Here is a 12,475-nt window from a genome sequence, read left to right as displayed (position 1 = left end):
TTGGTCATGCCCTTGCTCCAGTAATCGACCTTCCGGTCGAGATTGTGAAGCAAAGCCACCACTTAACCAACTGTCCGAATTTCCTGAGCCACTTCTGGGTGCAATGCGGGCGGCATTGAAGTCATGTGGCTCGTTTACCTGGCTGGATAAAGAGATGCCTGGTATGGCAGCGCGAATGGCAATCGAGCTCCAAGCCGAAGTTCAGTGATGCCGCCATCCAGTTCTATCCGACAATCAAGTGCCTGTTCAATCTGGCGCTGCGGCAAGCCATGGAAATGATGCAAAGTCAGCTAAAGCTGACAGGGTTGGATTGGTCGGTGCTGGACTTCAATACGGAGAGCGGTCGGCAAAAGCTGATGAGCGTGACAATCAAAGCTAGACCGACCACCACCGGCTTGCGCCTGCTGGTTGATAGCCCTGCATCGAGATGTTGGGCGAAGGCGAATGGAAAATAAGAAGCACGGTGCCGACTACCGGCACCAGTAGCGCAAGTTACACTTGGGAATTTATGCAGCAACGCTGGAAGTTCGGGCCATTGAGGTCACGGACAACAGTATCGGCGATGTACCTATGTTGCCTGAATTGCTCGGGAAAATACTGGTGGATGAGCACATCACCAGCGTCTGCAGCGATGGTGCTTGCGACACGAAAGCCTGCCACGAGGCATCACGTTGCCCCTTGCCGAAGTCATTATCCCGATTAGGAAGAATGTCAAACTATGGGCGGAGATACGCCTTGACGCCGATATGCGGGAGTTGCCTATCCCGGTAATCCGCGAAGAGCCAGAAAAAAGCCGCTGACAATTCACATTTTCTTGTGAACCGCCAGCGGCTTTTTGTCTGTTGCCTGGTCTTACGGTTTTGCGGCTACTGCTGTGGCGGCTTTGGCTTTTACTTCGTCACGTGCCATGACTACGCTCAACTGGCGCGGGTCGATGTGTTTGCGGAAGGCTTCGTTGACTTGCTCTACCGTCAAAGCACTGATCTTGTCTTCGATCTGTTTACTCCAGACGAAAGTGCGGTCCAGGTCCAGGTATCTGGTCCAGCCGGCGCTGAGGGCGCTGTCCTGGGAGCGGGCGCGCTGGTTTTCCTGCAGGATGCCGGATTTGGCGCGCGCCAGTTCGTCGGCGCTGAAGCCTTCTTTCAGTACCCGCGCCAGCTCTTCCTTGACTGCCAGGTCGACTTTCTCCAGGTTTTGCGGAGCGGCGATGGCTTGTACCGAGAAGCGGGCGGCGCGGCTGATGGCGCTGATGTCTACCGAGGAACCGATGCCGTAAGACAGGCCTTCCTTCTGCCGCACGCGGTCCATCAGGCGCGATTTCAGGCTGCCGCCGCCGAACAGGTAGTTGGCTACCATCATGGCAGGATAATCGGCGTCGTCGTCGCGCATGTCGAGGTTCTGGCGCGCGACGTAAAAGCCGTTTTCCTTGTCCGGCGAGTTGAGTACTTTCTGCATCGGCGCCACGTCGAAGTTATGGCGGATCACGCGCTGGTAAGGCGCTGCGCTCTTCCAGTTGCCGAATTCGTCCTGCACCACTTTGCTCACTGCCGCGACGTCGAAATCGCCGATGATCGCCAGCTCGCCTTGCGAGGCGCCGTAGAAATCATGATGGAAAGCCGTGACGTCGGCCAGTTTGGCGGCCTGGATGCTGGCGATCTGCTGTGCGGTAGTTTGCGCCGCCAGCCAGTGGCCTTGCGGATACTGGTTGAAGTGCTCGGCGATGGCTTCCGCCGCCAGCGTGTTCGGCTCGTTGCGCGCAGCTTCCAGTCCGACCAGGGCTTCCTTGCGCAGGCGCTCGAATTCAGCAGGATCGAAACGCGGCTGCTTGAGCACGCTGGCAACCAGTTTCAAGGCAGCGGGCAGATTGGCGCGGGTAGTCTGGAACTGTGTCAGGCCACCGCTGATCTTGAGCTTGGAAAATTCGTCCGCCAGTTGTTCGCGCGTCAGCGTGGTGGTGCCGCGCATCAGCATCGCATCGGCCAGTTCGGAGGAGGTCTTCTTGCCGAACAGGCTCTTCTCATCGCCCCATTTCAAATCGAGATTGACTGAGACGGTTTCGCCGCGCGTCTTCTTTGGCAGCAGCGCCACTTTCAATCCGCCTATCTGCGAACGCTGGGTACGGGCATCGATATTCGCTTGCGAAGGATCGAATACTTCACCGTCAGCGATAGCTTGCGCTGGCTTGTATTCCTTCAGGACCTCGGCCACGCTGGGTGCGGCCGGGACATCGGCGCGCAGCGGCTGGTCTTCCGGCAGGAACAGGCCGACCGTGCGGTTGTCGCGCCGGAAGTAGTGCTCCGCGGCTGCCGCTACCTGCGCCGAGGTGACCTTGTTGGAGCGGTCGCGGCCGAGGAACAGCAGGCGCCAGTCGCCCAGTGCAATCGTGCTGGACATGGCGACGCCGACCCGCTGGTGGTCGTTCAGCAGCTTTTCGAAGGCGTTGGCGTTGGCCAGCCGTACGCGTTCCATTTCTTCCGCGGTCGGCGGCGTCTTGGAAAACTGCTCGATGCCGTCGATCAGCGCTTGCCGCACCGGTTCGATCGGCTCGCCTTTCTTGACCACGGCGGCGATGATTTCCAGGCCTGGCGCATAGCCGGTCATTTCATAGTTGAATACCGCGGTGGCCTTGCCGGTTTCCACCAGCGACTTGTGCAGGCGGCCGTTAGGCGTGTCAGCCAGGATGGTGCCGGCATACGATAACGCGTCGGTATCCGCATGCAGTTCGCTCGGGATCTTGTAGGCGACCGCAACAATCTGCACGTCGCCCTGGCGCCGGATGGTGACGCTGCGTTCGCCGTCCTGGGTCGGCTCCACCGTCCAGAAATCGCGCATCTTGCGGGTCGGCTTAGGCAGCTTGCCGAATGCCTGGTTGACCCATGCCAGCGTCGTGGCCGGATCGAATTTGCCGGCGATCAGCAGCACCGCATTGTCGGGCTGGTAGTAGGTGCGATAGAAAGCCTGCAGGTTTTCTATCTTGACGTTTTCGATGTCGCTGCGGTTGCCGATGGTCGGCTTGCCGTAGTTGTGCCAGTCGTAGGCAACCCCTTGCAGGCGCTTGATCAGCACCCCGAACGGCGAGTTCTCGCCCTGTTCGTATTCGTTGCGGACCACGGTCATTTCACTGTCCAGGTCCTTGCGGGCAATGAAGGAATGCAGCATGCGGTCCGCTTCCATGTTGATCGCCCACTTCAGGTTGTCGTCGCCGGCCTGGAAGATCTCATAATAGTTGGTGCGGTCGACATTGGTGGTGCCGTTGAACGACATGCCGCGCTGGCTGAAATCCTTGGGAATCGAAGGGTGGTCCGGCGTGCCCTTGAACATCAAGTGTTCCAGCAAGTGCGCCATGCCGGTTTCGCCGTAGTTCTCGAAACGTGAACCGACCAGGTAGGTCATGTTGACAGTGACGGTGGGCTTGGAGGCATCGGGGAACAGCAGGACTTTGAAGCCGTTGGCAAACTGGTATTCGGTGATGCCTTCGGCGGAGGGCCCTTGGGTCACGCCGGCCGGCAATGCGGTGGCGGCTTCTGCGATGCCGGTGAAGCCGATGCTGCAGGCCGCGGCCAGCAAGCAGGACAACACCCGGTTTGACCAGGGGCGCTTACGGAATAAATGCATGAGGTTCCGATCTGTAGAGAGGTGGATGGATAAATATACGCTAAGGATGAAGGTAAGGAAGCTGGATTCGGTGGGTGGCGTCATTGATGCTGCCTTCGGACAGAACAAACCTTGCTTATTTTGCCATACAGGATCGATAAAAAAGAGTCATTTGCGGGGCTGGCGCAGAAAATCCCGACAGGCGGTTCGTGCACATTAAGCGCGAATGTCCAATATTAGTGCCGTGTCCTGCCTCATCTGTCGGCATCTGGCTGGTCCTTGACCCGTATCGCGTCGTTGCGCCTCGTCGCCATAGCCCGCTATTGCTCCTCGGCACGCCTAGCGCTACGGGCCAAGGCCGGCGCGATATACCGACAGATGAGGCAGGACACGACACCAGCGTGACGAGAAACCCGCATATTTTGATTGCAAAGCCAAAATTTAAGCACTATTATTGGTCCAACCAATGGACCAATAAGCCGGTTTTGCATCAAAGGCTGACAGGTCCTTACAAAACAACGAGGAGACAGAAGCAATGAGATTGCAAGGAAAACGCATCCTGCTGACCGCTGCCGGCCAAGGCATAGGCCGTGCTACCGCCCTGATGTTTGCCCGTGAAGGCGGGCAAGTGCTGGCGACCGACATCAATCCTGCTGCGCTGGAAGAAACCGCGGCGCTGGCGCGCGCCGCCGGCAGCACGCTGGTCACGCGGCAGCTGGACGTCACGGACGCCGCCGCCGTGGCCGCCCTGGCGCAAGCCGAGGCGCCGTTCGACGTGCTGTTCAACTGCGCCGGCTACGTCCACCATGGCAGCATTCTCGACTGCAGCGAGAAGGACTGGGAATTTTCCTGGAATCTGAACGTGTCATCCATGTACCGCCTGATCCAGGCGCTGCTGCCGGGCATGCTGGCACAGGGCGGCGGCTCCATCATCAACATGGCCTCCGCTGCCTCCAGCGTCAAGGGCGTGCCTAACCGTTTTGTCTACGGCACCACCAAAGCGGCCGTGATCGGCCTGACCAAGGCAGTCGCCGCCGATTTCGTTGCGCGCGGCATCCGCTGCAATGCGATCTGCCCGGGCACCGTCGAATCGCCGTCGCTGGAAGCGCGCATCAAGGAGCAGGCCCAGCTGCAAGGCAAGCCGATCGCTGAAATCGAGGCGGCCTTTGTCGCCCGCCAGCCTATGGGACGGGTCGGCAAGGCAGACGAAATCGCGGCGCTGGCGCTGTACCTGGCCTCCGACGAATCCTCCTTTACTACCGGCGCCATCCATCTGATCGATGGCGGCTGGTCAAACTAACCTCGATTAACCAGGAACTAGGAAAGCGAAGCCATGAAGTTGTTGAGATACGGCCACAAGGGCCAGGAAAAACCCGGCGTGCTGGATGCGCAGGGGCGTGTGCGCGACTTGTCGGGCGTGGTGACGGATATCGCCGGCCATTGGCTGGCGCCGCAGGAACTGGACAAGCTGCGCGCGCTCGACCTGAACAGCCTGCCGCTGGTGGACGGTACGCCGCAGCAGGGCCTGCGCCTCGGCCCTTGCGTGGGCGCGGTCGGCAAGTTCATCTGCATAGGCTTGAATTATTCCGATCACGCCGCGGAATCGGGCATGGAGGTGCCGAAGGAACCGGTGGTGTTCAACAAATGGACCAGCGCCATCTGCGGGCCGGACGACGACGTTGAAATCCCGCGCGGTTCGCTCAAGACCGACTGGGAAGTGGAGCTGGGCGTGGTGATCGGCACAGGTGGCCGTTACATCGAAGAAGCGGATGCTCTCAAGCATGTGGCCGGCTATTGCGTCATCAATGATGTCTCCGAACGCCAATACCAGCTGGAGCTGGGCGGCACCTGGGACAAGGGCAAGGGCTGCGACACCTTCGGTCCGCTCGGTCCGTGGCTGGTGACGGCCGATGAAGTGGCCGATCCGCACACCCTGAACCTGTGGCTGGAAGTGGATGGCCATCGCTATCAGAACGGCAATACCTCGACCATGGTGTTCCGGGTGCCGACGCTGGTCAGCTACCTGAGCCGTTTCATGAGCCTGCAGCCGGGCGACGTGATTTCCACCGGCACGCCGCCGGGCGTCGGCCTCGGGCAAAAGCCGCCAGTCTATCTGCGTGCCGGCCAGGAGATGCGGCTGGGCATAGCCGGCCTGGGCGAGCAGCGCCAGCGCACCATCTCACTCTGACCGGGAACAGAACCACCATGACCACTATTCGCTCGATACGCGTACTGGATGTGCGTTTCCCTACCTCGCAGATGCTGGACGGCTCGGACGCCATGAATCCCGATCCCGATTATTCTGCCGCCTACGTGATCCTGGAAACCGACCGGCCGGGCCTGGAAGGCCACGGCCTGACCTTCACCATCGGCCGCGGCAATGAAATCTGCTGTGCCGCCATCAAGGCCATGGAACACCTGGTGGTCGGCCTCAAGCTGGACTGGATCGCCGCCGACATGGGGCGCTTCTGGCGCCACATCACCTCCGACAGCCAGCTGCGCTGGATCGGCCCGGACAAGGGCGCCATCCACCTGGCCACCGGCGCCGTGGTGAATGCGGTCTGGGATCTGTGGGCCAAGGCCGAAGGCAAGCCGCTGTGGCAGCTGGTGACCGACATGTCGCCCGAGGAGCTGGTGCGCGCCATCGATTTCCGCTACCTGACCGATTGCATCACGCCCGAGGAAGCGCTGGCGCTGCTGCGCGCGCAGGAACCGGGCAAGGCCGAGCGGATCCGTACGCTGCAGCAGGAAGGCTACCCTTGCTATACCACCTCGGCCGGCTGGCTGGGTTATGAAGATGCCAAGTTGCGCCGCCTCTGCCAGGAAGCGGTCGACAGCGGCTTCAACCATATCAAGCTCAAGGTCGGGCGCGATCTGGCCGACGACATCCGCCGTGTGACCATCGCGCGCGAGGTGATCGGCCAGGACCGGCAGCTGATGATCGACGCCAACCAGGTATGGGAAGTCGACCAGGCCATCGACTGGGTCAACCAGCTGGCCTTTGCCAAACCATGGTTCATCGAAGAGCCGACCAGCCCGGACGACGTCGAAGGACACCGCAAGATCGGCGAAGGCATAGGCGCGGTCAAGATCGCCACCGGCGAAATGTGCCAGAACCGCATCATCTTCAAGCAGTTCATCATGCGCGGCGCCATCGACGTGGTGCAGATCGATTCCTGCCGCCTGGGCGGCGTCAATGAAATCCTGGCGGTGCTGCTGATGGCGGCCAAATACAAATTGCCGGTCTGTCCGCATGCCGGCGGCGTCGGCTTGTGCGAGTATGTGCAACATCTGTCGATGATCGACTATGTGTGCATTTCGGGAAGCAAGGAAGGGCGGGTCACGGAGTACGTCGACCACCTGCATGAGCATTTTGCCGATCCCTGCGTGATCCGCGACGCCAACTACATGCCGCCGACCGCGCCGGGGTTTTCGATTACGATGAAGCCGGAATCGCTGGAAAAATACCAGTTCCGCGGCTAGCATTGTAAGGTGGGCACATCGTGCCCACGCGTGTTCGCAATAGCAGGAACTTGTGGTCAAGAAGGTATGTAGGTGAATTGAATTCCTGCGTGGGCACGATGTGCCCACCCTACAAAACAAATAAAAACGGAGATGGCACGGTGGACTTACATTTGGCAGGAAAAGTGGTGATCGTTACCGGCGGCGGCGCTGGCATCGGCGGCGCCATTTCGCTGCAGCTGGCGGCGGAAGGCGCGATTCCCGTGATTCTGGGAAAAAGCCAGCCGGCGCCGGAGTTCAAGACGGCGCTGCTGGCGCTGCAAGACAAGGCGCGCATCATCCAGCTCGACCTGATGGATGAAGACAAGTGCCGGCTGGCGGTGGCCCAGACCGTGGAAGAGTTCGGCCATCTCGACGGCCTGGTCAACAACGCCGGCATCAATGACAACATCGGCCTCGATGCAGGGCGGGCGGCTTTCGTCGAATCGCTGGAAAAAAACCTGATCCATTACTACACCATGGCGCATTACTGCGTGCCGCATTTGAAAGCCAGCCGTGGCGCCATCGTCAACATCTCTTCAAAAACCGCGGTCACCGGCCAGGGCAACACCAGCGGCTATTGCGCCGCCAAGGGTGGCCAGCTGTCGCTGACGCGTGAATGGGCGGCGGCGCTGGCGAATGACGGCGTGCGGGTGAATGCCTTGATCCCGGCGGAAGTGATGACGCCGCTGTACCGCAACTGGATCGCCAGCTTCGACCGGCCGGAGGAAAAGCTGGCCGCCATCACCAGCAAGATCCCGCTCGGCAAGCGCTTGACCACGGCGGAAGAGATTGCCGACACCGCAGTATTCCTGCTGTCGCCGCGCGCTTCGCATACCACCGGGCAGTGGGTGTACGTCGATGGCGGCTACAGCCACCTGGACCGGGCTTTGACCTGAAGGCGGCCTACGCGGCCCAACCTGATACGACGCAGCGGGCGGCTGTGCTTGCGCCCGGCAGATTGATTTAACGTGACCGGCCACGTCGCCGGTTGTGCATCATGAGAGCAACTATGCAGCAATCAGAAAATCCAGGTGAAGAACGGCAGTCCGCGGCAGCGCCGCCGGAGTGCCTCATGTCCCTGGAAAACATCACCAAGCGCTTTCCCGGCGTGCTGGCGCTGGACAATTGCCGCTTCGACCTGCAGCGCGGCGAAGTGCATGCGCTGATGGGCGAGAACGGCGCTGGCAAATCGACCTTGATGAAAGTGCTGGCGGGGGTCTACCCGAAGGATAGCGGCGAGATCCGCATCGCCGGACAACTGGTGGAAATACCCACGCCGCGCGCGGCGCAGGCGCTGGGCATCGGCATCATCCATCAGGAACTGAACCTGATGAACCATTTGACCGCGGCGCAGAATATTTTCATCGGCCGCGAACCGCGCGGCCGCTTCGGCATGTTCCTCGACGAAGATGCCTTGAACCGGAAAACCCGCGAAATCTTCGAGCGCATGCGTCTCGATCTCGATCCCGCCACGCTGGTCAGCGAACTGACCGTGGCCAAGCAGCAGATGGTGGAAATCGCCAAGGCCTTGTCCTTCGATTCGCGCGTGCTGATCATGGACGAACCGACCGCGGCGCTCAACAACGCGGAAATCGAAGACCTGTTCCGCATCATCCGCCAGCTGCAGTCGCATGGCGTCGGCATCGTCTATATCTCGCACAAGATGGACGAACTGCGGCAAATCTCCAACCGTGTCACGGTCATGCGCGATGGCCAGTACATCGCCACCGTGCCTACCGCAACGACTTCCATGGAAACCATCATCGGCATGATGGTAGGGCGCCAGATCGACAACAGCGGACCGGACGTGCCTGATACTTCCGGCAACGAGATCGTGCTGGAAGTCAAAGGTCTGCAGCGTGGCGCCTTTATCAAGGATGTGAGTTTCACCTTGCGCAAGGGCGAGATACTGGGCTTTGCCGGCCTGATGGGCGCCGGCCGCACCGAAGTCGCGCGCGCCGTGTTCGGCGCCGACCGCGTCGATGCCGGCGAGATCCTGGTGCATGGCGCCAAGGTAACGATCAAATCGCCACGGGATGCGGTGGCGCACGGCATCGGCTATCTGTCGGAAGACCGCAAGCACTTCGGACTGGCGACCGGGCTGGACGTCAAGACCAACGTCGCCATGTCCAGCATGAACCAGTTCCTGACCCAGGGCTTGTTCCTGGACCAGGCCGCAATCCGCGATACCGCCCAGGGCTACGTGCGCCAGCTGAGCATCAAGACGCCGTCGGTCGACAAGCCGGTGCGCCTGCTGTCCGGCGGCAACCAGCAAAAGATCGTGATCGCCAAATGGCTGCTGCGCGACTGCGACATCCTGTTTTTCGACGAACCTACGCGCGGCATCGATATCGGCGCCAAGAGCGAAATCTACAAGCTGCTGAACAGCCTGGCGGAACAGGGCAAGGCGATCGTCATGATTTCCTCGGAGCTGCCGGAAGTACTGCGCATGAGCCATCGCATCCTGGTCATGTGCGAAGGCCGCATCACCGGCGAACTGGCGGCCGCCGAAGCTTCGCAGGAAAAGATCATGCAACTGGCGACCCTGCGCGAAGAAAAGCGCGACGACCAGCGCGCGGCGCAGGCCGCTTGACACCCGAATCACTTACATACAATGAAAACCACCATGGCAAATACTCACAATCCCGTGTCGCAAGCACAGCAGCCCGGCCAGGGCATGTTTGCGGCTGTCAAGGCCAAGATCTTTCATCCCGCCACCCGGCAGAAATTGCTGGCGTTCGCCAGCCTGCTGGTATTGATGGTGTTTTTCAGCTTTGCGTCTTCCAATTTCCTGGAGATCGACAACCTGGTCAGCATCCTGCAGTCGACCGCCGTCAACGGCGTGCTGGCGATTGCCTGCACCTTCGTCATCATCACCGCCGGCATCGATCTGTCGGTCGGCACGCTGATGACCTTCTGCGCGGTGATGGCAGGCGTGTTCCTGACCTACATGGGCCTGCCGATCTATATCGGCATCGCCGCCGCCATCTTCTTCGGCGCCTTGTGCGGCTGGGTGTCCGGCGTGCTGGTGGCCAAGCTCAAGATTCCTCCTTTCATCGCCACGCTGGGTATGATGATGCTGCTCAAGGGTTTGTCGCTGGTGATCTCCGGCACCAAGCCGATCTACTTCAACGATACCCCGGGTTTCTCAGCCATTTCGCAGGACTCCCTGATCGGCAGCCTGATCCCGGTGCTGCCGATTCCCAACGCGGTGCTGATCCTGTTCCTGGTGGCCATCGGCGCCGGCATCATCCTCAACAAGACCATCTTCGGCCGCTATACCTTTGCGCTGGGCAGCAACGAAGAAGCGCTGCGGCTGTCGGGCGTCAATGTCGATTTCTGGAAGGTGGCGATCTATACCTTCAGCGGCGCCATCTGCGGCATCGCCGGCCTGCTGATCGCATCGCGCCTGAATTCGGCGCAGCCGGCGCTGGGCCAGGGCTACGAACTGGATGCGATTGCGGCAGTGGTGATCGGCGGCACCTCGCTGTCGGGCGGCACCGGCACCATCCTCGGCACCATCATCGGCGCTTTCATCATGAGCGTGCTGATCAACGGCTTGCGCATGATGTCGGTGGCGCAGGAATGGCAAACCGTGGTGACCGGCGTCATCATCATCCTGGCGGTCTATATGGATATCCTGCGCCGCCGGCGCCAGTGAGGCATTCAGGGTTGAATAGTTTTTTGTACGTGTAATAGTGAACTGTAACAACCGAATCAAGAGCGCCTGTCACGTATCCGACACGCATGGCGGCGTTGCACATGCTCGCAATAGCCCCGCTATTGCTCCGCTGTGCGCCTTGCCCTGCGCGCCGGATACGCGCCCTGCACTCTTGATTCGGCTGTTGCAGTCCACTGAAGTTCCGGGCAAGCGCAACCAAGCCCGTCGTTGATAACCATAAAGGAGACTTGAAATGATAAAGAGAAGAGCAGTGAACATTGCCATCGGCCTGGCGCTTGCGCTGGGATTCAGCGCGGCGGCGAGCGCGGATGAAGTCTACATTCCGCTGATTTCCAAGGGCTTCCAGCACCAGTTCTGGCAAGCGGTGAAATCGGGCGCCGAGCAGGCCGCCAAGGATTTCAATGTCAAGGTGTCGTTCGAAGGTCCGGAAACCGAAGCCATGGTCGACAAGCAGATCGACATGCTGTCGGCAGCCTTGGCCAAGAAGCCGAAAGCCATCGGCTTCGCCGCGCTGGACAGCAAGGCAGCCTTGCCGCTGCTGAAGAAGGCACAGGCGGCGCACATTCCTATCGTCGCCTTTGACTCGGGCGTGGACAGCGATATCCCTGTGACCACCGCAGCGACCGACAACAAGGCAGCGGCAGCGCTGGCGGCTGACAAGATGGCGGAACTGATCGGCAAGGAAGGCGAAGTGGCGGTGGTGGCGCATGACCAGACCAGCCGTACCGGCATTGACCGCCGCGAGGGTTTCGTCGAACGCATGAAGGCCTATCCCAAGATCAAGATCGTCAGCATCCAGTACGGCGCCGGCGACCAGCTGAAATCGACCGAGATCACCAAGTCCATCCTGCAAGCCTATCCACACCTGAAGGGCGCCTTCGGCACCAATGAAGGTTCGGCCATTGGCGTGCTCAACGGCGTCAAGGAGATGAAGCGCAAACTGGTGATCGTCGGCTTCGACTCCGGCAAGCAACAGAAAGATGCGATCCGCGACGGCAGCATGGCCGGCGCCATTACCCAAAACCCGGTCGGCATCGGTTACAAGACCGTCGAAGCCGCGGTCAAGGCGCTCAAGGGCGAGAAGCTGCCTAAGGTGATCGACACCGGCTTCTACTGGTACGACAAGAGCAACATCAGCGACCCCAAGATCGCTGCAGTACTGTACGACTGATCTTCCAGGCTCCATTCCGGACCGCTGCCGCCAGCAGGCTGCAGCGGCCGGGTAATCCAGCGCAATAGCAGACTCCCGTCCAGGGTGCTGCCGACAGCTGGCGCTATCAGCGCCACTGCCGGTTGCGATCTGCTGCGCGCTCGCATCACGCATCAAGCTTCTCACGAAGGTTCGACTCTATCTCCGCTGCTGAGAGGAGGGCGGTCGGACAAAATTTAACTATAAAGGGGACTCAACATGAAAAAAACGACATTACAGTGCATGCAAGCGGCGGCAGCCGCCATGCTGATCGGCGCTGCCTGCAGCCCGGCGCAGGCGCAGACCAGCGTCACCATCTACGGCCGGGTCGATGCCGGCGTCGATTACCAAAGCAGCGTCGCCCTGAAAGACGCCAACGGCAACCTGACCGGCCAGACCGGCGGCAAGCTGGCGGCCTCCGGCAACCAGTGGGGCACCAGCATGATCGGCTTCAAGGGTACGGAAGACCTGGGCGACGGGCTGAGCGCCTTCTTCCTGCTGGAATC

Annotated in this window: 9 protein-coding genes and 1 pseudogene; 9 read left to right on the top strand and 1 reads right to left on the bottom strand. The window is 60.6% G+C overall.

The window, feature by feature from the left end:
- Positions 1-103 precede the first annotated feature (103 nt).
- A pseudogene (locus tag VNZ65_RS14680) lies at positions 104-752 on the top strand (IS5 family transposase); the annotation flags it as partial.
- Between the two features lie 100 nt (positions 753-852).
- Here VNZ65_RS14680 and VNZ65_RS14675 read toward each other — a convergent pair.
- Positions 853-3,615: a pitrilysin family protein gene (locus tag VNZ65_RS14675; protein ID WP_325670232.1), complete on the bottom strand. Its 2,763-nt coding sequence runs from the start codon at positions 3,613-3,615 to the stop codon at positions 853-855.
- A 514-nt stretch (positions 3,616-4,129) separates the two neighbouring features.
- Between VNZ65_RS14675 and VNZ65_RS14670 the strand changes: the two genes are divergently transcribed.
- From VNZ65_RS14670 to VNZ65_RS14635, 8 genes are all read left to right on the top strand, one after another.
- Complete coding sequence (locus VNZ65_RS14670; protein WP_325670230.1) at positions 4,130-4,894, top strand: SDR family oxidoreductase; 765 nt, start codon at positions 4,130-4,132, stop codon at positions 4,892-4,894.
- Between the two features lie 33 nt (positions 4,895-4,927).
- Positions 4,928-5,782: a fumarylacetoacetate hydrolase family protein gene (locus tag VNZ65_RS14665; RefSeq protein WP_325670228.1), complete on the top strand. Its 855-nt coding sequence runs from the start codon at positions 4,928-4,930 to the stop codon at positions 5,780-5,782.
- Positions 5,783-5,799: 17 nt separating this feature from the next.
- Positions 5,800-7,077 (top strand): L-fuconate dehydratase, encoded by a 1,278-nt coding sequence (locus VNZ65_RS14660; protein ID WP_325670226.1) that lies wholly within the window; start codon positions 5,800-5,802, stop codon positions 7,075-7,077.
- Between the two features lie 140 nt (positions 7,078-7,217).
- Positions 7,218-7,994, top strand: a complete 777-nt coding sequence (locus VNZ65_RS14655; protein WP_325670224.1) for an SDR family oxidoreductase — start codon at positions 7,218-7,220, stop codon at positions 7,992-7,994.
- A 113-nt stretch (positions 7,995-8,107) separates the two neighbouring features.
- On the top strand, positions 8,108-9,691 hold the full coding sequence (locus tag VNZ65_RS14650) for a sugar ABC transporter ATP-binding protein (RefSeq protein ID WP_325670222.1): 1,584 nt from the start codon (positions 8,108-8,110) through the stop codon (positions 9,689-9,691).
- 33 nt (positions 9,692-9,724) lie between these two features.
- A complete protein-coding gene (locus VNZ65_RS14645) occupies positions 9,725-10,759 on the top strand; it encodes an ABC transporter permease (RefSeq protein WP_325670221.1) in 1,035 nt (344 codons plus the stop codon).
- Positions 10,760-11,012: 253 nt separating this feature from the next.
- Positions 11,013-11,951 carry an ABC transporter substrate-binding protein gene (locus VNZ65_RS14640; protein ID WP_325670219.1) on the top strand — a complete coding sequence of 313 codons (939 nt, stop codon included), beginning with the start codon at positions 11,013-11,015 and terminating at the stop codon, positions 11,949-11,951.
- Between the two features lie 237 nt (positions 11,952-12,188).
- A partial coding sequence (locus tag VNZ65_RS14635) for a porin (protein ID WP_414649137.1) occupies positions 12,189-12,475 on the top strand: 287 nt, incomplete at its 3' end.

This window comes from Collimonas sp. (assembly GCF_035566555.1).
Lineage (GTDB): Bacteria > Pseudomonadota > Gammaproteobacteria > Burkholderiales > Burkholderiaceae_D > Collimonas.
The sequence above is the reverse complement of the archived record's forward strand: the minus strand, read 5'-3'. Positions and strand labels throughout refer to the sequence as shown.